This window comes from Legionella spiritensis (genome assembly GCF_900186965.1).
GTDB lineage: Bacteria > Pseudomonadota > Gammaproteobacteria > Legionellales > Legionellaceae > Legionella_C > Legionella_C spiritensis.
The window spans coordinates 949,512-971,347 of record NZ_LT906457.1 but is presented as its reverse complement, the minus strand read 5'-3'; the positions used below and the strand labels follow the sequence as shown (position 1 = coordinate 971,347).

The following is a 21,836-nucleotide window of genomic DNA, read 5'->3' as shown; positions in this document are numbered from 1 at the left end:
TTAATAACGGGAATGATTAATGAAATCGAAAAAAGAAACAGGAGCCGGCAATCCGATAACAATAAATCCTGCCAGCATGGATGACAGGCAAAGAGCCATTCTTCGGGAGTATGTTGAAAACAAATCATTACGCTTTATTTCAGCCGGCAACCATTCCTATACAGTTGCCAGTCCGGATGGCCATTCGACTACCACAAAAATTCGCTTAACTGCCCCCTTACTAAAAAATGATTTAAAACCTGATAACCGCTCTCTTGAAGTTGTGGAGACAAACAAACAACGTAACGGCGGATTCGGCACCGTGCAGTCCAGTAAAGGTGTCATCAAGATGGATAAGAAGATGATCTACAAAGTCCGGGAGGGTGAAAAGGAACGGGTGGTCAAACGCATACCACTTGATGGGAAGTCGACAAAAAAACGGATTAAAAAAGAAGCGGAGCGAACCAGGCAGGGAAGCAGCGTCCTGCATTGCAAAGCCGCCTTGTTCGGAAAAACACGCGGCTACATCATCATGCGCCGCGCCCCGGGCATGGAATTACATGAACTCATGAAAAAAATAAAGAAAGGTGAACGAACACTCAATACGTTGCAAAGACTTCAAATCACCCGAGCCATCATTGCCGCCGTCAAGGATATTCACGATAAAAGCATTTTGCATCTGGACATCAAACCCAGGAATATTATGGTGGATCCGGATACCCTGAACGTCACTATCATTGATTTCGGTTTAGCCACTGATATCACAAAAACATCTCTCAATACAACTCGGGGAAGTTATAACTACATAGCGCCCGAACTTATGGAAAAAGGGGACATTAGTCCCACCAGCGATGTCTTTTCCCTGGGCCAGACCCTGGCCGAATTCTGGAATAACCGTCTTCCATTACCGGGTGCCAGCAACCACGCGTTTTATAGGTGGGCACTTTGTAACCACTACTTTAATAACGATGATCCCGTTATGCAGTTTACCGAAATTGAGGCTCCGGAAGTTATTTTGGAAGACGTGAGTGAACTATTGTGGAATCTGACCCGCTTCAACCCTGAAGACCGCCTCAGCCTTGATGAGGCAATCAAAAAAACCGACGCATTGGTAGCGTTGGAACACTTTGCCAGTTCAGATGTTGACAAGTCACCCTGTTCCCGGCTTGTGTAATAATCGTCATCCAATTAATTTTGATCGAAGAATTTGCAGGTTTATCGTGATGAGGACACGCCCCAGGCTCCGTGAACAAAAATTTTCTTCGCACCATTTTTTGCGAAAAAACAGTAGCCCGTAAGGAGGCCTACGGCCGTATTGCGGGTTTGATGTGCCACTTATGAACGTTTTCCCGCATTACGGCTTCGCCTTCATGACGGGCTACAAGACATTATTATTTATTGCGCAACTATAGTTGCTTTGTTTTCGATCGGAAAAAATTGGTTCACGGAACCTGGCTTTTCTTGATAAATTCTTCGATATAAGCAGGTAACCCGGCCTCCAACGCCATCCCCTCTTTTGGTGTTGCATAGTAAGAAGGCAATTCACTCACCATGCCCTGCTGACAATACAGCTTGTTATCAGGAAAGTATTCAAAGAGTAACTGTACTTTCCCAGCAACCTCTTTGCCAGCAATGGCCGAAATAAATTCAAATGCCATATCAATACCACTCGATATCCCACCTGTAGTCCATATTTTATCCGACTTAACAATACGTTTTTCAATCAATTGAACATCATCAAAGGATTTTAATTCGGGGATAGCTCGCCAATACGTTGTTGCTTTATGATTAGTCAATAAACCAGCTGCATGCAATAAAAAAGCTCCTGTACAAACAGAAAGCAAATATTCACAATGTTGAGCCTGATTTTTCAAAAAAAGAAGTACGTTTGAATTATATACCTGTTCTCTTCTGCCAGCCCCACCCGGGATCAATAAATAGTCGAATTGAAGAGAATCATTGAAGCTGCAATGCGGCTTCAAACTGATTTGATTTGCGCAACAAACCTCGTCTCTTGTCTCTGCCACTAAAAACATATCAACAGGGGCATTCAGGATAGCTTTCCATGTTGCAAAGACTTCCCATGGTCCAATGACATCCATAGGTTGAACATTTTCATAAATCAGAATTCCCAGTTTTTTATTCGTTGCTGCGCCCTGTGCCGATACTTTTTTCATTTGCTCCTGCCCAGGCTCTGTGAACCGATTTTTTTCCGATCGAAAACAAAGCAACTATTGTCGCACAACAAATAATAATTGCCTGTAGCCCGTCATGAAGGCGAAGCCGTAATGCGGGATAATGTTCCTGATTGGCACATCAAACCCGCAATACGGCCATAGGCCTCCTTACGGGCTACTGTCTTTTCGCAAAAAAATGGTGCGAAGAAAAATTGGTGCACAGAGCCTAAAGTCTTAGAGGGTATTTGATTTGCTCCGGATTTGGAGATGAGACAAGCACCCGGAACAAAACAAAAAATAACGTGTCGAATATCAGGCTCCCGTGCCAACCGGACACTCCTGCGCCCACACGCGCAACATCGCGTTGCCTTCAGGCTGCAAATGATAGGCGACGCTTCGCACCTCGGCGCCATAATTACTCTGCTGCAAATCAAGCAGGACCGGCCCCAAAAAAGAGGACGGCTGGCCATAGCGATCAATGAGCGGGAAAATCCGCACTTCCCTGGCGACTCTGGCCAGCTCCTTAATCGCGCGAATATGGAACTGAATATCCTGATCGTAAAGCTCGGCAAACAGATAATGCGAGCTTAACGCCAAATCAAACGTAAAATCCGCGAAAGGAAGCGCAATTTCATGAATACCCTGATAACGTTTCGCTTTTTTCCCAGACAGATAATCCGCAAAAAACGTGTTGACACCATCTCGCCGTTTTTCTATAAAACGCTCCAGACTGCCATAACCGCTGAAATCAAATTTGTCCTGTTCCCGGGTTACCTTATCAATCATATCCGCAAAAATCAGCGCCGCTTTGGAGTTTAACGTGGCCATATCCAGATTAAACAGCGGATCACAACTGATACGCAAAGCCGCCTGTCCGTCCAGCTCCGCGTTCACCGCACTTGGTCCGCAACCGTATTCCAGTATTTTTCCCTGGAGATCCGTGGCGCTTAAATCAAACATTTCCATGTATTCATCAACATGATGTCCCCAGACGACCAGCTTGTTCATAACCGTTACCTCTTTAATCCATTCACAATAAAATGAGTTTGCAACTTGAATTTGATTGGGTATAGTCTAGCCTATTTGTTTAAGCAACAGGAAGTCAATCATGTATACAGGTTTACAATATCAACTTGGGGAAACCTACGATCTGCTGCGGGACAGCGTTTACCAGTTCGCGCAGCGTGAGATTGCGCCGCTGGCCGCTCAAATAGATCACAATAACGCCTTCCCCAATCCCTTGTGGCGCAAACTGGGTGATATGGGCCTGTTAGGCATTACGGTCAGCGAGGAATACGGCGGCGCCAATATGGGCTATCTGGCTCATGTTATCGCTATGGAAGAAATTTCCCGCGCCTCGGCTTCCGTTGGCTTGAGTTATGGCGCCCATTCCAATTTATGCGTCAATCAAATTTATCTAAACGGAAATTCCAGGCAAAAACAGAAATATTTGCCTAAACTTATAAGCGGCGAACATATTGGCGCTTTGGCCATGAGCGAATCCAACTCCGGCTCCGATGTGGTCAGCATGCAGTTGCAAGCCCGCGCCACCGAGGGCGGCTATATTCTGAACGGCACCAAAATGTGGATTACCAACGGCCCTGATGCCGATGTTCTGGTTGTCTATGCAAAAACGGACAAACAGGCCGGCAGCAAAGGGATAACGGCGTTTATTATCGAAAAAGGCATGCCGGGTTTCCATACCGCCCAGAAACTTGATAAGTTGGGAATGCGCGGCTCCAATACCTGCGAGTTGGTTTTTGAGCAGTGTGAAGTGCCGGCAGACAATGTGCTGGGAGAAATCAACCAGGGTGTTCGCGTGTTAATGAGCGGGCTTGATTATGAGCGCACCATTCTCGCCGCAGGGCCTGTCGGTATCATGCAAGCCTGTCTGGACACGGTTATTCCTTATGTCCATGAACGCAAGCAGTTTGATCAGGCCATCGGAGAATTCCAGTTTATTCAGGGAAAACTCGCTGATATGTATACGGAATTAAGCGCGTCACGCTCTTATCTTTATACGGTTGCCAAAGCGTGTGATCAGGGTTTGGTCAGCCGTAAGGACGCGGCAGGGGTCATTTTGTATACGGCCGAACGGGCAACACAAATGGCGTTACAGGCCATACAGACGCTCGGGGGTAACGGATACATTAACGAATACCCTACCGGACGTTTGTTGCGGGATGCCAAGCTGTATGAAATTGGGGCAGGCACCTCCGAGATCCGGCGTATGTTGGTGGGCCGGGAACTTTTTAAAGAAACTTCATGAGGAAAAGGATATGACTATGGATAAAAATGATGTGGTAATTGTTGCGGCCAAACGCACCCCGATGGGTAGCATGCTTGGATCGTTGTCCGGACTGACTGCGCCGGAACTGGGCGCTGCGGCTCACCGCGCCGCCATAGAACAGGCCGGACTTTCTCCTTCCGATATCGAGGAAGTCATCACCGGCTGCGTTCTGCAGGCAGGCATCGGGCAGGCACCGGGCAGACAGGCCGCCATCAAAGCCGGTATCCCGGATTCAGCAGGTGCCACAACCATTAATAAAATGTGTGGCTCCGGGATGAAAGCGGTGATGCTGGCCCATGACCTGATCAAAACCGGCAGTGCCAATATTGTTCTGGCCAGCGGAATGGAAAGCATGACCAACGCGCCTTATCTTTTGAGCAAAGCCCGGGCCGGATATCGTCTGGGACATGGTGAAATTAAAGATCATATGTTTTTAGACGGGTTGGAAGACGCCTATGAACGCGGCCAGTTGATGGGTTGTTTTGCCGAACAGACAGCCAGCCATTTCAATTTCACCCGTGAGCAACAGGATAATTACGCCAAACGCTCCATGACCCGCGCGCTTCAGGCTCAGCAGGACAATGCGTTTGCCAATGAAATGACGCCCATCACGATATCCACTCGCAAGGGCGATGTGACGGTCAGCCAGGATGAAGGCCCCGATCACGGCAAGCTCGCGAAGATGGATCAGCTGCGCCCCGCGTTCAAATCAGACGGTACGGTAACCGCGGCCAATTCCAGTTCCATTTCCGACGGCGCGGCCAGCCTGATATTAATGACTGCGGAGCAGGCAGAGAAACGGGGATTAAAACCCCTGGCGCGGATTGTTGCGCACGCCAGCCATTCCCAGGCGCCGGAATGGTTTACCACCGCTCCCGTTGACGCCATACGCAAAGTACTGGATAAAGCAGGATGGACGAAAGAAGACGTGGATTTGTTTGAAATCAACGAAGCGTTCGCCGTCGTCGCCATGGCCGCCATCACTCAGCTGGAACTGGATGATGAAAAAGTCAATATCCATGGCGGTGCCTGTGCTCTGGGCCATCCCATCGGGGCTTCCGGTGCGCGCATTATCGTCACGTTGATGAATGCCTTGCAGCAAAAACAAAAAACGCGCGGCGTCGCATCCTTGTGCATTGGCGGAGGTGAGGCAACCGCTGTCGCGATAGAAATGGTTTAACCGCCGTAATAATCCTATATAATAAAGCGTGTTTCATTCCGGCAGTTGTTGTGTGTTCAACAACTGCCCGGACTAATAATAAAATCAAATGCCACTTAAAAAAGGATGTACATGCTTCGCCAAAGTATTCTTTATCTGGTTATCAGCGTTTTGGTTGTTGTTTTTGCCAAATACGCGCATTTACTGATTCTCTATATTGATATGCTATACGCCTACGTTAACGTCAGGTTAAATTCCGTTTTCAGCCATACCGGTATCGGAATCGCCATACGCAAAATCATACTCATTACCGTGCTTCCCATAGTCATTGCCGCTGTTCCCGCCCTGATCTACCAACTTATCAAACGAAAACAGATGCCTTATCTGATTCAGCTAACCTGGTGTTTGTGGTTAGTTATTGTACTTAGCAACGTATTAATCTATTAAGGATCATTCATGGCCAAATTCGTCAGTCAGATCAATACGGCAAGCAGTGACTACAAGCAAAATGAAGCCGTGATGCTGCAACTCGTTGAGCAACTGCGCCACGCAGTTAAGGAAATAGCCCAGGGTGGCGGCGAGGCGGCGCGCACCAGACATTTAAAACATGGTAAATTATTGCCCAGAGAACGTTTGCAACAATTGCTGGATCCGGGCAGCCCGTTTCTGGAGTTCTCGCAACTGGCTGCTTATCAGGTTTATGACGCCCATTTGCCTGCCGCCGGCATCATCACCGGTATCGGTCGCATTCACGAACAGGAATGCGTCATCGTAGTCAACGATGCGACGGTGAAAGGAGGAACCTATTACCCCCTGACGGTAAAAAAGCATTTACGCGCCCAGGAAATTGCCGCAACGAATCACCTGCCCTGTGTGTATCTGGTGGATTCCGGCGGCGCGTTTCTCCCGAAGCAGGATGACGTATTCCCGGATCGTGACCATTTCGGGCGTATTTTTTACAATCAGGCAACCATGTCCGCGAACAATATTCCCCAGATCGCGGTCGTTATGGGATCCTGCACAGCCGGAGGCGCTTATGTACCGGCCATGGCAGACGAATCCATTATGGTACGCAACCAGGCCACCATTTTTCTAGGCGGTCCGCCTTTGGTCAAAGCGGCTACCGGAGAAGTCATCAGCGCGGAAGAACTGGGGGGCGCCGATATCCATTGCCGCCAGTCCGGAGTTGCCGATCATTATGCGGAAAACGATGCGCACGCCCTTTTTCTGGCACGCCGGACTATCCGGCATCTGAACAGGCAGAAACCAGGTGGTCCGGTTCGGATCGACAGTCGGGAACCGTTGTACAATCCGCGCGAACTCAATGGCATTGTCCCAAGTGATCCGCGCAAATCATTCGACATTCGCGAAATCATAGGCCGCATTGTGGATGCGTCGGAATTTGATGAATTCAAGGCCCTGTATGGCACGACGCTGGTGTGCGGATTTGCCCACCTGTTCGGATATCCCATAGGTATCGTGGCAAACAACGGCATTTTATTTGCGGAAAGCGCCCTGAAAGGCACTCATTTTATTGAGCTTTGCACACAGCGCGGCATCCCCTTACTCTTTTTACAGAACATCACCGGCTTTATGGTCGGCAGCAAATACGAAGCCGGCGGCATTGCCAAACATGGCGCCAAAATGGTGACCGCTGTCGCCAACGCGAACGTACCCAAGTTCACCGTCATTGTCGGCGGCAGTTTCGGCGCGGGAAATTACGCCATGTGCGGCCGGGCCTACAGTCCCCGCTTTTTATGGACCTGGCCCAACTCCCGTATTTCAGTCATGGGCGGCGAGCAGGCTGCCAATGTTCTGGCGCAGGTCAACCGTGAAAAACATAACAAACAGGGTACGCCCTGGCCCGAAGACGATGAGGAAGCATTCAAGGCCAAAATGCGCGAACAATATGAAGCACAGGGTAATCCCTACTATGCCAGCGCCCGTTTATGGGACGACGGTGTGATTGCCCCGGAAGACACCCGCACGGTTCTTGGCTTAAGTTTATCGGCCGCATTGAACGCGCCGATATCTCCCACACGTTTTGGCGTGTTTCGTATGTAATAAGGACGGATTGAGCATGACTGATTTATTAAGCGAACAGCAGGAAAATATTTTTATTATCACACTCAACAGGGTGGCCAAACACAATGCCTTTGACGACCAGTTGTTGCACGACCTTAAGCGCACCCTTGATGAAGCCATACAAAATCCGCAAATACGTGCCATCATCCTGAAAGCGAACGGCAAGCATTTTTCCGCCGGCGCCGATGCGAACTGGATGCAGAAAATGGCGCAATACAGCGAAGAGGAAAATCTTGGCGACGCCATGGTATTGGCCAATGTCATGTATACGCTTTACCGCAGCACGAAACCCACTATTGCCATGGTTCATGGCGCGGCCTTCGGCGGCGGAGCCGGTCTGGTTGCCGCCTGCGACATCGCCATCGCCGCCACTTCCGCGAAATTTTGTTTTTCCGAGGTCAAACTGGGTCTGGTTCCTGCCGTCATTAGTCCCTACGTCGTCAGGGCGATAGGAGAGCGTGCCGCCCGATGGTTATTCACGAGCGCGGAAACCTTTGACGCCCAACGCGCCCGGGAGTTAAACCTGGTTCATCATTGTGTCAGCGATGAGGAATTATGGACTTATACCCAGGATTACGCCCGGCAAATCAGCCGCCTGGCACCTGTCGCTGTCGCCGAGTGCAAGACTCTTGTCGAGACGGTGCAGGGTAAACCGATCAATGAGGCGTTAATTCGGGAAACCGCCGCCATCATTGCCAGAAAACGAACCTCTGCTGAGGGGCAGCGTGGTCTTCGCGCTTTTCTCAACAAAGAAACCCCTAACTGGAATTAAGGATTTTCATGTTTAACAAAATTCTTATAGCAAACCGCGGGGAAATAGCCTGTCGCGTCATTAAAACCGCCGGAAAAATGGGCATTGAAACCGTTGCCATCTACTCCACGGCAGATGAAGACAGTCAACACGTCAAGCTGGCGGATCACGCCTTTCAGGTCGGCGAAGCCACGGCGAAATCCAGTTACCTTAATATTGATGCCATTATTCGCATCGCTCGGGACAATGGTGTCCAGGCCATCCATCCCGGTTATGGTTTTCTGGCGGAAAACCCGCAATTTGCCAAAGCCTGCGCCAAAGCCGGTATCACTTTCATTGGCCCGTCTATCGAAGCAATGGAAGCGATGGCCTCCAAGCAATTAGCCAAACAATTGCTGGAGAAAACCAAAGTTCCCCTCACCCCGGGTTATCATGGTCAGGAGCAATCCGACGACCATTTACTGACCCAAGCCGGTCGTATCGGCTTTCCGGTTTTATTAAAGGCCGCGGCCGGCGGCGGCGGTAAAGGCATGCGTGCCGTACATAGCGAGGAGGATTTTCTCCCGGCATTGGCCGGTGCCCGTCGTGAAGCGCTGGCCAGCTTTGCCGACGAGACCATGATTATTGAAAAACTGGTTTCCAATCCCCGCCATGTTGAAGTGCAAATCATGGCGGATAATTTCGGGGAGGTGGTGCATCTGTTTGAACGCGATTGTTCCATTCAGAGACGGCACCAGAAAATAATAGAGGAAGCGCCTGCGCCCAATCTCGATCGGAAGTTACGCCACAATCTCGCCGAGGCCGCCTGCGAAGTTGCCCGATCCATTGAGTACCGTGGTGCGGGGACCGTAGAATTTCTGGTGGCCGATGACCAGTCCTTCTATTTCATGGAAATGAATACAAGACTCCAGGTCGAACATCCGGTCACCGAAATGATAACAGGACTCGATCTGGTGGAGTGGCAAATAAGAATTGCGGCCAATGAAGCCCTGCCCTGCCGGCAAGAAGAGATCACGCAACATGGCCATGCCATAGAGTGCCGCGTTTATGCCGAAGACCCCCATCAGGGATTTATGCCTTCCACAGGCACGCTGCATTTTCTCAGGGAGCCTGCCGGTGAAGGACTGCGTATCGACAGTGGCGTTACCTGCGGTTCCACCATCACCATGTACTACGATCCCATGATTGCCAAATTAATCGCCTGGGGCGAGACAAGAACCGAAGCACTGCAACGTCTGCAACACGCCTTGAAGCACTATTTTATTGGCGGCGTCAGGACTAACCTTCCCTTTTTACAGGCGGTCTGCGCCAGTCAGCGTTTTGCCGATGCGCAACTGGGCACTGATTTTTTACAAAAAGAATCCATTATCATGCCTGAGACCAACACCTCTCTGGCTTTAACCATGGCAGCCGGTTACGAATATCTGACACGTCAGGAACAAGCGGATCCGTTAGCCCGCCGTACGTTCGCCTGGCAAATGCATCTCGACACGTCCTGGCACTGGAATTTTGTAATCCAGGGGCAACGGCATGATCTTGCAATGACTCCGATCAACGAACAGCAGTTCACCCTGGCCATCAACGGCGAACCGGCACAAACCATCCGCGCCGGATTCGACAGGGGATTAATGAGCATAGACAATGGCCAGCAACGGTTATCGGCCTGGATAGAGGTTCTACCATCCTGTATAAACTGCTATATTGAAAACGGACCCGTTACGATGACCCGTTACAACTGGGAAGACGTCGGTCAGCATGCCGTTACCGGAAAAGCGCAATTGACCGCCCCCATGCCGGCAACAGTCGTCGCTATCCTGAAAAACAAGGGTGACAAGGTCAAGGAGGGAGAACGTCTTATTGTCCTGGAAGCGATGAAAATGGAACACACGATTCACGCACCCAAAAACGGCGTGCTGACGGAACTGTATTACGAGGTAGGTTCGCAAGTGCAGGAAGGCGCTGAATTACTGGCCTTGCAAGACTGATGACACCTACCCTAACCAGGAATCAAATATGAACTGTCCGGATCAAGTCACGATAGTGGAAGTAGGACCCCGTGATGGCCTGCAAAACGAGCCATCCTTTGTCGCGACGGAAAATAAAATCAACTGGATCAATGAATTGAGTCAAACCGGGTTGCAACGTATTGAAGTGACCAGTTTTGTTTCCCCGCGGGCTATCCCGCAGCTTTCCGATAATGAACAGGTTTATGAAGCCATAGAAAAATATCCTTCCGTGCGCTATTCCGCCCTGATACCAAATACGAAAGGATTAACCAGGGCCATAGCGGCGGGTGTTCGTGAAATAGCGGTTTTTACCGCAGCCAGCGAGGCGTTCAATCAACATAATATTCATTGTTCGATTGCCGAAAGCCTGGATCGTATTGCCGAAGTCATCGATCTCGCCAAACAACATCAATTGTCAATCCGCGGCTATGTATCCTGCGTTCTGGGTTGTCCTTACGAAGGGAACATCACACCGAAGCAGGTTGCCAGGGTCACCAAAAAACTGATGGCGCTCGGAGTAGAGGAAATTTCACTGGGCGATACCATTGGGGTGGGGACCCCGAAACAGGCGGAGACGCTCATTAAGGAAATCCTAAACGACGTTCCCCTGCCGAAACTGGCCATGCACTTTCATGATACCTACGGCCAGGCCATTGCCAATATCCACGCCTCCCTGCAATGCGGCGTGAGCTGCTTTGACAGTTCGGTAGCGGGATTGGGCGGTTGTCCCTACGCGCGAGGCGCGAGCGGCAATGTAGCCACTGAAGACGTGCTTTATCTCATGCACGGACTGGGCATTCATACAGGCATAGATATCTACAAAATCGTACATGCCGGGGATATGATGTGTAAACTGTTGAAGAGAAAAAATCAATCCAAAGTGGCCAACGCGTTACTGGCCAATCAGGGATAACAGGATATTCCGGCCCGATCCTCGTTTAAGTTTTCGGAGCAGGTGGTGTTGCGGGATTCGTGTCCGGATCCGCGCCTTTAGCGGACACGGTATTGCTTCCGGAAAGTCCCGGACGCCACCAAACCTATCTTGCAAATAAAAAATACCGAATGGTTATTCAATAACCTCTTTTTTTGTTCTACACTATCGTATTTCGCAACCCGTCAAGGCAGCCAACAACCCTCCTTCACGACACGTCTACAACCTTAACCGTGAGAACCATGATGAACAGCAGCAAATTAACCATTGGATTAGTGCAGGAAAAATGGCATGACCATCCTGAGAAACACCAGGAGCATCTGGCCTCAGGCATCATGGAAGCGGCCGGAAAAGGGGCAAGACTGGTCTGCCTGCAGGAATTGACCTTGTCTCCGTATTTTTGTACCCGATCCGATGTCGACCCCACGCCCTATATGGAAGATATTCAGGATGGTCCCACTGCGCAATTTGTCAGCCACATGGCTCGCAAAGCCAATGTCTGCATCACAGCCTCCCTGTTTGAAAAAGCCGGATACAATACCGCAGTAGCCTTCAATGAAGCCGGCGAATTGATTGCCGTTACCCGGAAACAGCATATCCCGAGCGGTGAAAAATACCACGAGGATTTTTATTTCAAACCGGGTGATTCCGACTACCCCATTCATTCTATTGCCGGACACAAACTGGGATTGCCTACCTGCTATGATCAATGGTTTCCGGAATTATCCCGAATCTATGGTTTGAAAGGCGCCGAAATACTCGTTTACCCCACAGCGATCGGCGCGGAACCAACGGCACCCGGCTTTGACAGCCAACCGATGTGGCAAAAGGTGATGATCGCACAGGGCATTATGGCGAACACCTTTATGGTCGCGGTGAATCGAATCGGCTGTGAAAACGGGCTGGAATTCTACGGCAGCAGTTTCATCAGCAGCCCGTTGGGCCATATTCTGGTTCAGGCTCCCCGTCATGAGCCGGCCGTTCTGGTCGCAGAAATTGATTTCAACGATCGCGAACTATGGGGACGGCTGTTTCCGTTCCCCATGCAGCGCGAACCGCAAACCTATCATACGCTTACCCAGCCACACAGCCATCGAGCCGGAGCAATATCCTGATGCCACACCAGACCATAACAGATAACAATTATTACAACATCGCCAACTGGGGTGACGGTTATTTTCACATCAATAACCGGGGCAATATAGAAATTACCAAAAACCTGCAGGAATCCGGCGTTGAACTGAAAGCCATCGTCAGCGCGGCCAGCCGTGCCGGATTACAGCTTCCCCTGTTGATCCGGTTTACCGATATTCTGCATGATCGGGTCAACAAAATTTACGGGGCTTTCGCCCAGGCTATTGAAGAAACGAATTATCGCGGCCGTTACAAACTAGTCTACCCGATTAAGGTAAATCAGGAACATTGTGTCGTTAAAGAATTATTAAAAGCGCCCAGCCACCAGATCGGTCTGGAAGCTGGCAGCAAACCCGAATTAATGGCCGTCATCGGTTTGCTTGGCCAAACCCCGTCCACCATCATCTGCAACGGCTATAAGGACGCCTGCTACATTCGCACGGCGCTGATTGCCCAGCAAATGGGGCATCAGGTATATATCGTCATTGAAAAACGATCAGAACTCGATATCATTCTTAAAGAATCGGCCAGAATGGCTGTACGCCCTAACATCGGCATACGAATTCGTCTGGTAACCAAGGGCGCCGGTAAATGGGAAAATACGGGCGGCGCCAAATCCAAATTCGGCTTGAACGCCGAACAGGTTCTGGAAGTGGTCAACCGCTTAAACGCCGCAGGTTATCTGGATTGCCTGCAATTGATGCATTGCCATCTTGGCTCCCAGATAGCCAATATTCTTGACATACGCCAATGTATGCAGGAAGTGGCGCGCTACTATGTCGAACTAAGGCGCTTGCAGGCGCCCATTGCCACCATTGATGTCGGCGGCGGCTTAAGCGTAGATTACGAAGGTACCCGCGCCAGCACGGGTTGCTCGATGAATTACAGCCTCAATGAGTACGCGACCAATATTCTTCTTGCCTTACGCCATCTTTGTGAGGAAAGCGGCTTGCCGGAGCCTGACGTCATTTCCGAGTCTGGTCGTGCATTAACCGCACATCATGCGCTTATTGTAACCAATATTACCGACGTGGAGCTCATTAAAAAAAGCCGTGAACTGCCCCGGATTGAACCCGACGACTCCCATGTTCTGCGCGACATCTGGGATACCTATCAATGGATTTCGGAAAGTTCGCCGAGCGAAATTTTTAACTACGCGGCCCACTCTCTCGACGAAGCCCACTCCATGTTCAAACACGGGGTGATCACGTTAAAAGACAAAGCCAAGGTCGAGCAATTTTTTACAGCCATCTGTTTTGAGATCCAGAATCGGCTGGATGAGACAAATCCCGGCGATAGCGAATTGCTTGGCTTAATCAACGAACGCATGGCAGCCAAGATATTTTGTAACATTTCATTTTTTCAGTCGATGCCTGACGCCTGGGCGATTGATCAGATTTTCCCGGTCGCTCCCATTTCCCACCTGACGGAAGAACCGTCCATGCACAGTATTCTGCAGGATCTGACCTGCGACTCGGACGGCACCCTGAAACAATACACCGGGCGCGCCAGTCTCGACACGACTCTGATGCTGCCAACCTTCGATCCCGCCAACCCTTATGCCATCGCGTTTTTTCTGGTAGGTGCCTATCAGGAAATTCTGGGCAATCTGCATAATTTGTTTGGCGACACCAATTCTCTGGATGTCAAGCTGCTTGGTAACGGCGATTTTGAGATTAATGATCTGGTCAGCGGGGATACCGTCACCAACGTACTTAACCTCGCTCATTTCGATACTAAAAAGCTGTTGCAATCTTATGAAAAACAATTACTGAATACCGAATTGCCGGATGAGGCCATTCACTCGTATTTAAATGAACTGCGCAGTATTTTCTCGCAGCTTACTTACCTGGACAGCAGTAAAACCAAAGGATAATCATGTCAACACCCAAAAATGATGGTTTCATGATGCCTCCGGAATGGCATCCTCACGCCGGATGCTGGATGGCCTGGCCGTGTCATCTGCAAACCTGGCAGAGTATCGGTCTGGACAGGGCAAGAAACGCTTACGCCCGCGTAGCCCGCGCCATCGCCCAATACGAACCGGTCACCATGCTGGTCAATCCCGGGGACGAGAACAGCGCGGCCTTACTATGCCGTGATCGGATCCGCCTGCTCACCTTGCCCATAAACGATTCCTGGACAAGGGATACCGGTCCGACCTTTTTATTGAACAAGGATAATCAGCTGGCTGGCGTGGACTGGATTCACAACGCCTGGGGCGGCAATTATGACGATTGTGCTCTTGATAATCAAATTGCCGCGGCTATCGTTAATGAAACCAGGGCAACCCATTACAAAGCCCCTCTGGTGATGGAAGGCGGTTCCTTTCATGTCGATGGCGAAGGTACGGTGCTGACCACGCGAGAATGTTTGTTAAATCCCAATCGTAATCCGCAATTAAATCAGCAGGCTATAGAACAGCACCTGCACGATTATCTCGGTACCGAAAAGGTCATTTGGCTGGATAAAGGTCTGGTGGGCGATGAAACGGACGGTCATATCGATGAAATTGCCACGTTTATCGGTCCCGGACAGGTTCTTTGCCTTGTCACCGACGATCAAAAAGACGCCAACTACAAGATCCTGCGAGACAATCTGGAAACGCTGCGAAACGCAACCGACGCCAAAGGTCGTCGGTTGCAGGTATTCACGGTAGAGCAACCACCCGCCACCTGGCGTGACGGGGAACGGTTAACCCTGTCCTATATCAATTTTTATCTTGCCAATCAGGGCATTGTCATGCCCGCGTTTGGCCACGATACCTGTGATAAAGCGGCTTTCACCCTGTTTAGCCGGCTCTTTCCCCGGCACCACATTACCCAAATTGACGCACTCGACGTATTTGCCGGCGGCGGTGGTATTCATTGTATTACCCAGCAACAACCGGCCAGTGTTTCCGGCTATTTTCAAGTTAATTCACCCTGAACGCTGGGAGATCACGCCACGGTGTCGTAAAATAACTCCCTTTAGCTTGCAGACCGAAAGGAAGTCGCTTATGAGCACGATTATCTGGCAACCACAACAACCTGAAAAAAGCCGAATGTGGCACTTCATGCGCTATGCGGAGCAACAGCACAAGGAACACTTCACGGATTATCAGCAACTGCATCGCTGGTCCATACAACAACCGGCTCTTTTCTGGGAGACGCTGGTCAACTATTTCGGGCTTACTTTTACCACACCGCCCAAACAAACACTCAGTCCTTATCAACATATGATGGACGCGCGCTGGTTTGAGGGCGCCACCTTTAATTTCGCAGAAAAATTACTGAACCGCCGGGATAATCACCCGGCTATAGTCAGCATCGACGAAGCAGGCCACCGTCAAAAGCTGAGTTATCGGGAATTACGTAAACAGGTGGCGCGTTGCACGGCGGGACTGAAAAAAGCGGGGGTCGGCCAGGGTGATCGGGTCGCCGCCGTCATGCCTAATATCACTCAGACGATCATCGCCATGCTGGCTACGGCATCCCTTGGCGCGACATGGTCTTCCTGTTCGCCGGATTTCGGGGAACAGGCCATTATTGACCGATTGGGCCAGATTGAACCGAAAATACTGTTTATTTGCGATGGCCATCAATATATGGGGAAAATTCACGATGCGGCCGGTAAAATTCTGGCGATAAGCAACGCCATCCCCTCTCTGAAACAACTGGTCATTTGTCCGTTTATTCATGAGTCTTCGGACATCAAACCGGTTGAAAAGGCAACGACATGGGATAATTTTTTACAACCTGCCGAGGATTGTGAGTTTCTGCCCATGCCTTTTAATCACCCCCTTTATATTCTTTTTTCATCAGGCACAACAGGCAAACCCAAATGTATCGTTCACGGCGCCGGAGGCACTTTGTTACAACATATGAAGGAACTTGGCCTGCACAGCAATATCGATAAACAGGATAATTTGTGTTTTTACACAACCTGTGGCTGGATGATGTGGAACTGGATGGTTTCCGTTCTGGCACTGGGCGCCACGTTGACACTTTATGAAGGGGCGCCGACCCATCCCGATGTTTACCGTCTTTTCAAAATACTGGCCGATGAAAAAATCACCGTATTCGGCACCAGCGCCAAATTCATTTCAGCCATCGAAAAAGCCAATGCCTATCCCAATAGCCGCATGACTTTTCCGCATTTGAAAACCATTTTATCCACCGGCTCCCCCTTGCTGCCCAAAAACTATGATTTTGTATATCAACATATCAAATCTGATCTGCAGTTAAGCTCCATTTCAGGAGGTACGGATATCATTTCCTGCTTCGCTCTGGGTAATCCCGTTCTTCCGGTTCGCCGCGGCGAATTACAATGTTTCGGACTGGGCATGGCGGTTGACGTATTCGATGAACAGGGAAAATCCATTGTTGGCGAACGCGGTGAACTGGTTTGCACCAAACCGTTTCCTTCCATGCCGGTCGGTTTCTTGAATGATCCGGACAGGAACGCCTATCGACACGCTTACTTTGATCATTTCAACAACGTTTGGGCACACGGTGATTTTGCCGAAATCACGCCTGATCATGGTTTGATTATTCACGGGCGCTCCGATTCGGTTTTAAATCCCGGTGGTGTACGTATCGGTACGGCAGAAATTTATCGCCAGATTGAAACCATTTCAGACATTCTTGATAGTGTAGTGATTGGTCAGAACTGGCAGGATGACGTCCGTGTCGTTCTGTTTGTCAAATTGCGGGACGGCAAAACCCTGAATGAGGAACTGCAAAATCTCATTCGCCAGACCATCCGCAGTCACGCCTCACCACGCCATGTACCCGCCGTTATCATACAGGTTCCCGATATACCCAAAACCATCAGCGGCAAAACCGTCGAGGTAGCCGTTCGCAAGGCCGTTCATGACGAGCCCATCAATAACCTGCAAACGCTGGCTAATCCGGACGCGTTGGAGCATTTTAAAAACCGTCCGGAATTACAGGTGTAAGGGAAACCTTATCAGGCCGTTTGCCAGGTGTCGAAATGACCCGCCTGAGTCGTTACATTGAATCAGGCAAACACTTTCATGCCCTTGCCAAGCGTGCAGCGAACTTCAAAAGCGCCCACTCTGCTGTAATCAACCGCTTTCATAATGGTCGCATTCATGGTGGCGCTGCCATCCACGTTCACATTGAATTTGCTGTAACCATATACGGGCGTTCCCGGCATGGAGGGATCGTTCATAGTGAAATGACGATCAGACGCGGTCACCCGCTCATTATTGACAACCATCGCCGCATTGGGTGTCACGGAAGAAACGTTTTCACCGGGTACAGGAAAATCCGTTTCACAAGCATTCAATGTCACCACAAACGTCAATTGCTTTCCCTCTTTCACGGCAGCGGCCACATCAGAAAAAGTCGGTAATTCAACAGCTCGCGCCGACAATGAAAACAGGGCTGCCGCGACCATCAGGGTTGTTTTTTTCATTACTGCTCACTCCTTTGTCATTAAAAAGGAAGCCAGCCTGCCAAGGAGCATGCTATTTGTCAATAGCGTTGCAAAAGATGGGTAGTACTGTTTCCATTTCGTTTTGCATGGATTTAATTCTTGAAAAACGTCTACGTCCCGCGATTGATTCGCGGGAACCAGTGGTTCAAAGTTCAGAACTACGCATTCCTGGATGCCGCGAACAAGTCGCAGCACGCAGATGATTTTAGAACCATTTGTATATCACAAACAGTCAATGATATTATGCCACTCTCCTTATCGAGGCTTCTTATGGCGACATGATGGGGGACTTTTAAACATTTCGGGAGAACCCAAGCATGAGCCAGGATGCAAAAGCCCAAAAGTTGCTGGAAGACATAGCCATCCAGCTTAAGATAGTGCAGAGTAAGAAAACCAAAAACTCAGAAATGATAGCCGCTCTGGAGCAGCTAAAAGAGCAAGTGCCACAATTAAGACAATTTGATCAATCTCCCGAAATTACCGCAACAACGCAACGGTTAATCGATAATACGAAACAACACGCAACGAAAGCCATTGTCGCAGCAAACAAACAATTGCAGCATCAATTGCAGGAAAGGCTTTTAGAAGGTGAAAATCCCGCAGCCCTGAATAAAAAGGCTGATGAGTTACGAGAAACCACGGCGCTGTTTACCACGACGTCTCCCAAAGCAACTCCAACCCAAAACCGGTCATGTTGTCATTCTTTATTTACTCTGCCGAGCTTCGGCATTGCTCTCATAGCAGGCGGATCTCTGGCTGTAATAGCAGGTATAATCCTGATGGCCGTTGGCGTGGTTCCCGTGGGTGCCGCTTTAACCGGCGCAGGTGCTGCGGGTATTTTAGCCGGGGTGGGTTTATTTACCAGCAAAGGGAGCACTTGCACTGACATGGAGTATAAATACACCGCTTATCAATTTTAAAAAACGCACCAAACTCATGATGTTTTGCCCTGCACAGAGTATTCTGACAGCAGATAGCCCTCATTCCCTTTGAAACATCAATCGGATTGTGTATAATCCTTTGCTGCGCCGATTTGAAACACTCAGCTTGCGGGCGCTCATGATTTTATCCTGTCATGTAAACACGGCTAAAGCGGGCATAATTATCCCCTCCCGGCCACCTCTCCCGCAGCGTTATTTCTGGTAGACAAACGAATGATTGAATTAACTGGATTGTATAAATCCTACGGTGACATCCCAGCCCTTCGTGACATTAACCTCTTTGTTCAGGAAGGGGAAATTTTTGGCGTTATCGGCAAAAGCGGAGCGGGAAAATCCACGCTGCTGCGCACCATCAATCTTCTGGAATGTCCTGATAGCGGTGAAGTGGTTATAGACAACCAGGATATTACGCTTCTGGACAGAAAAAGATTGCGTCAGGTGCGCCACAAAATAGCAATGATTTTTCAGCATTTCAATTTGCTGTCGTCTAAAACCGTGTACGACAATATTGCTTTGCCCATGCGGATCCAGGGCATGGATGAAACCGCTATTAAAAACAAGATTGACGAATTGTTACCGCTGGTTGAATTACAGGATAAAAGCGCCTCTTATCCTGCCCAGCTCAGCGGCGGCCAGAAACAAAGGGTCGCCATAGCCCGCGCGCTCAGTTGCTCCCCTAAAATTCTGCTCTGTGACGAAGCGACGTCGGCCCTTGATCCGGAAACCACCGATTCAATTCTGGAACTGTTAAAAAAAATCAACCGGCTCTACGGCATCACCATCGTATTAATTACCCATGAAATGGATGTGGTTAAACGAATTTGTCATCGCCTGGCGGTTATGGAGGAAGGCGCCATCATTGAAACAACGGCGCTGGCCAGCGTTTTTAGCAACCCGGACAGCCAGGCCCGCAAAATGCTATACACCCAGTTAAGTCCTCAACTACCCGCCTGTCTGACCAGCCATTTATCCGGGATAGTCACCAACAAACCGGTCGTAAAGCTGTTCTTTCAAGGTGAAAACGCGACCGTACCCTTCATCAGCCGGACAAGCCGCGAACTTGATGTGGATATTAATATTCTTCTTGCCAATATCGATCGCTTTGATACGGTTACCTGCGGCGTTCTGGTGGTTGAGCTGAACGCCACACCGCTTCTGATGAATCAGTTTATACAACGTTGTGAAGAAGCCCAATTAACTGTGGAGATTTTAGGTTATGTCACTGACTCTGTTATATGATTTACTGGTTGCCAGTGCTGAAACCCTCTATATGGTTATTCTAAGCACCATTCTGGCCTGTCTTTTAGGCTTGCCGCTGGGCACGTTGTTATTCACCAGTTCCAAAATAAAACCACACCCGTCTTTAAACCGCAGCATAGCAGGGCTTATCAACATGGCGCGCTCTATTCCCTTTATTATTCTGCTGGTCGCGCTCATTCCTTTCACCCGTCTCGTCGTGGGTACATCCATAGGGATCAACGCCGCCATAGTGCCGCTCACATTAGGCGCCACGCCATTTTTCGCCCGTCTGGTTGATAATATTTATCAAGGCCTTCCGGCCGGCCTGATTGAAACCGGTTTTTCCATAGGCGCGAATTCCTGGCAGATGATTCGTCACATCCTGTTACCGGAAGCCTTACCCGCCTTAATTCAGGCGGTCACGGTCACCGCGATAACCCTGGTGAATTATTCGGCCATGGCCGGTACGGTTGGCGGCGGAGGGTTAGGCGATCTGGCCATTCGTTATGGTTATCAACGATTTAATATCAGTATTATGATAGCCACGGTGGTGATTTTGATTGTCATGGTACAATTGCTGCAAATGGGCGGAGACAAGCTGGCCCGACATTTTGACCGACGCTAAGTTAGGAGACCTATTCATGCGCATTATAAGTATTGTTTTACTGGCAGCCAGTTTACTCGGCTGTAACAAGCCTTCTCCGAACACGCTGGTTATCGGTACTATCGCCGGGCCGGAAACTGATTTGGTCGACGTGGCCAAGGACGTCGCTGCGAAAGACTATGGACTGACTGTCAAAATCGTTCAATTCAGCGATTACAACCTTCCCAACGAAGCCTTGCAGGACGGCAGCCTGGATGCCAATATCTATCAGCATCTGCCCTACCTGCAATCCGCCGTCAAAGCCCACGGCTATGACCTGGAAGCTATTGGTAAAACGTTCGTATACCCTACAGGCATTTATTCGCAAAAAATAAAATCCTTAGGCCAGCTTCCTGATAAAGCGGTCATTGCGATACCCAACGATCCCAGTAATGAAGCTCGCGCCTTGCTGCTGCTGGAAAAAGCGGGATTGATCACCCTGAAAATAACCAAAAACGCCTCCGTTGCCGATATTGCGAGCAACCCCAGGCAACTGCAAATCAAGGAACTGGATGCCGCGCAACTCCCCAGGATCCTGAATGACGTCGACGCCGCGGTTATCAATACCAATTTTGCCATTCCGGCCGGGCTGAATCCGTCCAAAGACGCACTGTTTATCGAAAGCAAGGATTCCCCCTATGCCAATTTAATTGTCATCCGTCGCGACACCAAAAAAAGGGTGCAACTGGAGCAATTCGTCAAAGCGATGCACTCTGAAGCCGTTCGCGACAAGGCCAAGGCATTATTTCATAACGCGGCCATACCGGCCTGGTAATGGTATTAAATGCACACTTATTGGGTAGGTTGGTCAGCATAGCGCCCCAACCTATTTACAAAAAACATGTAGCCCGCCATGAAGGCTTCGCTGTAATGCGGGAAATCGTCCACGTGGGTACTTACCTGTTTTCCCGGAACAATATTGAACCACGAAACCCGCAAGACGGCCGCAGGCCTCCTTGCGGGCTACCGCCCTTTTGTAAAAATAATTGCCCTGTGCACAAACAAAATGCCATATTTCTTGACTTAATCAACGGTTAAGTTTTTACTGTTATACTCTAG

19 protein-coding genes are annotated in these 21,836 nt (G+C 49.6%); 16 read left to right on the top strand and 3 right to left on the bottom strand.

Annotated features, from left to right (window positions below; all coding sequences use genetic code 11):
- Positions 1-19 precede the first annotated feature (19 nt).
- Positions 20-1,153, top strand: coding sequence for a protein kinase domain-containing protein (locus CKW05_RS04515; protein ID WP_058484564.1), 1,134 nt, complete (start codon positions 20-22; stop codon positions 1,151-1,153).
- 268 nt (positions 1,154-1,421) lie between these two features.
- Here the strand turns inward: CKW05_RS04515 and CKW05_RS04510 are convergent, their stop codons facing one another.
- Together CKW05_RS04510 and CKW05_RS04505 are read right to left on the bottom strand one after the other, a co-directional pair.
- Positions 1,422-2,156, bottom strand: coding sequence for a DJ-1/PfpI family protein (locus tag CKW05_RS04510; protein ID WP_058484565.1), 735 nt, complete (start codon positions 2,154-2,156; stop codon positions 1,422-1,424).
- 312 nt (positions 2,157-2,468) lie between these two features.
- Positions 2,469-3,164, bottom strand: coding sequence for a class I SAM-dependent methyltransferase (locus CKW05_RS04505; RefSeq protein WP_058484566.1), 696 nt, complete (start codon positions 3,162-3,164; stop codon positions 2,469-2,471).
- 100 nt (positions 3,165-3,264) lie between these two features.
- Between CKW05_RS04505 and CKW05_RS04500 the strand changes: the two genes are divergently transcribed.
- From CKW05_RS04500 to CKW05_RS04450, 11 genes are all read left to right on the top strand, one after another.
- Positions 3,265-4,425, top strand: a complete 1,161-nt coding sequence (locus CKW05_RS04500; RefSeq protein WP_058484567.1) for an isovaleryl-CoA dehydrogenase — start codon at positions 3,265-3,267, stop codon at positions 4,423-4,425.
- 16 nt (positions 4,426-4,441) lie between these two features.
- Positions 4,442-5,626: a thiolase family protein gene (locus tag CKW05_RS04495; protein WP_058484568.1), complete on the top strand. Its 1,185-nt coding sequence runs from the start codon at positions 4,442-4,444 to the stop codon at positions 5,624-5,626.
- Between the two features lie 111 nt (positions 5,627-5,737).
- Complete coding sequence (locus tag CKW05_RS04490) at positions 5,738-6,052, top strand: hypothetical protein (protein WP_058484569.1); 315 nt, start codon at positions 5,738-5,740, stop codon at positions 6,050-6,052.
- A gap of 9 nt (positions 6,053-6,061) precedes the next feature.
- A complete protein-coding gene (locus CKW05_RS04485; protein WP_058484570.1) occupies positions 6,062-7,669 on the top strand; it encodes a carboxyl transferase domain-containing protein in 1,608 nt (535 codons plus the stop codon).
- A 16-nt stretch (positions 7,670-7,685) separates the two neighbouring features.
- The gene (locus CKW05_RS04480; RefSeq protein WP_058484571.1) at positions 7,686-8,462 is read left to right on the top strand and encodes an enoyl-CoA hydratase-related protein; all 777 of its coding nucleotides are present in this window, start codon (positions 7,686-7,688) and stop codon (positions 8,460-8,462) included.
- Between the two features lie 8 nt (positions 8,463-8,470).
- The gene (locus CKW05_RS04475; protein WP_058484572.1) at positions 8,471-10,426 is read left to right on the top strand and encodes an acetyl-CoA carboxylase biotin carboxylase subunit; all 1,956 of its coding nucleotides are present in this window, start codon (positions 8,471-8,473) and stop codon (positions 10,424-10,426) included.
- 28 nt (positions 10,427-10,454) lie between these two features.
- Positions 10,455-11,360: a hydroxymethylglutaryl-CoA lyase gene (locus tag CKW05_RS04470; protein WP_058484573.1), complete on the top strand. Its 906-nt coding sequence runs from the start codon at positions 10,455-10,457 to the stop codon at positions 11,358-11,360.
- A gap of 263 nt (positions 11,361-11,623) precedes the next feature.
- Entirely contained in the window at positions 11,624-12,493 is an 870-nt protein-coding gene (locus tag CKW05_RS04465; protein ID WP_058484574.1) for a carbon-nitrogen hydrolase, read from the top strand.
- Entirely contained in the window at positions 12,493-14,388 is a 1,896-nt protein-coding gene (gene speA / locus CKW05_RS04460; protein ID WP_058484575.1) for a biosynthetic arginine decarboxylase, read from the top strand. The genes CKW05_RS04465 and speA overlap by 1 nt, the downstream gene beginning before the upstream one ends.
- A complete protein-coding gene (locus CKW05_RS04455) occupies positions 14,385-15,440 on the top strand; it encodes an agmatine deiminase family protein (RefSeq protein WP_193392665.1) in 1,056 nt (351 codons plus the stop codon). Before speA ends, CKW05_RS04455 begins: the two co-directional genes overlap by 4 nt.
- 70 nt (positions 15,441-15,510) lie before the next feature.
- The gene (locus tag CKW05_RS04450; RefSeq protein WP_058484577.1) at positions 15,511-17,451 is read left to right on the top strand and encodes an acetoacetate--CoA ligase; all 1,941 of its coding nucleotides are present in this window, start codon (positions 15,511-15,513) and stop codon (positions 17,449-17,451) included.
- A gap of 62 nt (positions 17,452-17,513) precedes the next feature.
- On the opposite strand, the gene CKW05_RS04445 is transcribed toward CKW05_RS04450, so the two are convergent.
- Positions 17,514-17,933, bottom strand: a complete 420-nt coding sequence (locus tag CKW05_RS04445; protein ID WP_058484578.1) for a VirK family protein — start codon at positions 17,931-17,933, stop codon at positions 17,514-17,516.
- 338 nt (positions 17,934-18,271) lie between these two features.
- Between CKW05_RS04445 and CKW05_RS04440 the strand changes: the two genes are divergently transcribed.
- From CKW05_RS04440 to CKW05_RS04425, 4 genes are all read left to right on the top strand, one after another.
- On the top strand, positions 18,272-18,874 hold the full coding sequence (locus tag CKW05_RS04440) for a hypothetical protein (protein ID WP_058484579.1): 603 nt from the start codon (positions 18,272-18,274) through the stop codon (positions 18,872-18,874).
- A gap of 234 nt (positions 18,875-19,108) precedes the next feature.
- Positions 19,109-20,134, top strand: coding sequence for a methionine ABC transporter ATP-binding protein (locus CKW05_RS04435; protein WP_058484580.1), 1,026 nt, complete (start codon positions 19,109-19,111; stop codon positions 20,132-20,134).
- On the top strand, positions 20,112-20,759 hold the full coding sequence (locus CKW05_RS04430; protein ID WP_058484581.1) for a methionine ABC transporter permease: 648 nt from the start codon (positions 20,112-20,114) through the stop codon (positions 20,757-20,759). The genes CKW05_RS04435 and CKW05_RS04430 overlap by 23 nt, the downstream gene beginning before the upstream one ends.
- Positions 20,760-20,775: 16 nt before the next feature.
- Positions 20,776-21,552 (top strand): MetQ/NlpA family ABC transporter substrate-binding protein, encoded by a 777-nt coding sequence (locus CKW05_RS04425; RefSeq protein ID WP_058484582.1) that lies wholly within the window; start codon positions 20,776-20,778, stop codon positions 21,550-21,552.
- Positions 21,553-21,836 lie beyond the last annotated feature (284 nt).

Coding starts and splice junctions, on each gene's coding strand:
- CKW05_RS04515 (WP_058484564.1), top strand. CDS start 20: ATGAAATCGAAAAAAGAAACAGGAGCCGGCAATCCGATAACAATAAAT.
- CKW05_RS04510 (WP_058484565.1), bottom strand. CDS start 2,156: ATGAAAAAAGTATCGGCACAGGGCGCAGCAACGAATAAAAAACTGGGA.
- CKW05_RS04505 (WP_058484566.1), bottom strand. CDS start 3,164: ATGAACAAGCTGGTCGTCTGGGGACATCATGTTGATGAATACATGGAA.
- CKW05_RS04500 (WP_058484567.1), top strand. CDS start 3,265: ATGTATACAGGTTTACAATATCAACTTGGGGAAACCTACGATCTGCTG.
- CKW05_RS04495 (WP_058484568.1), top strand. CDS start 4,442: ATGGATAAAAATGATGTGGTAATTGTTGCGGCCAAACGCACCCCGATG.
- CKW05_RS04490 (WP_058484569.1), top strand. CDS start 5,738: ATGCTTCGCCAAAGTATTCTTTATCTGGTTATCAGCGTTTTGGTTGTT.
- CKW05_RS04485 (WP_058484570.1), top strand. CDS start 6,062: ATGGCCAAATTCGTCAGTCAGATCAATACGGCAAGCAGTGACTACAAG.
- CKW05_RS04480 (WP_058484571.1), top strand. CDS start 7,686: ATGACTGATTTATTAAGCGAACAGCAGGAAAATATTTTTATTATCACA.
- CKW05_RS04475 (WP_058484572.1), top strand. CDS start 8,471: ATGTTTAACAAAATTCTTATAGCAAACCGCGGGGAAATAGCCTGTCGC.
- CKW05_RS04470 (WP_058484573.1), top strand. CDS start 10,455: ATGAACTGTCCGGATCAAGTCACGATAGTGGAAGTAGGACCCCGTGAT.
- CKW05_RS04465 (WP_058484574.1), top strand. CDS start 11,624: ATGAACAGCAGCAAATTAACCATTGGATTAGTGCAGGAAAAATGGCAT.
- speA (WP_058484575.1), top strand. CDS start 12,493: ATGCCACACCAGACCATAACAGATAACAATTATTACAACATCGCCAAC.
- CKW05_RS04450 (WP_058484577.1), top strand. CDS start 15,511: ATGAGCACGATTATCTGGCAACCACAACAACCTGAAAAAAGCCGAATG.
- CKW05_RS04445 (WP_058484578.1), bottom strand. CDS start 17,933: ATGAAAAAAACAACCCTGATGGTCGCGGCAGCCCTGTTTTCATTGTCG.
- CKW05_RS04440 (WP_058484579.1), top strand. CDS start 18,272: ATGAGCCAGGATGCAAAAGCCCAAAAGTTGCTGGAAGACATAGCCATC.
- CKW05_RS04435 (WP_058484580.1), top strand. CDS start 19,109: ATGATTGAATTAACTGGATTGTATAAATCCTACGGTGACATCCCAGCC.
- CKW05_RS04430 (WP_058484581.1), top strand. CDS start 20,112: ATGTCACTGACTCTGTTATATGATTTACTGGTTGCCAGTGCTGAAACC.
- CKW05_RS04425 (WP_058484582.1), top strand. CDS start 20,776: ATGCGCATTATAAGTATTGTTTTACTGGCAGCCAGTTTACTCGGCTGT.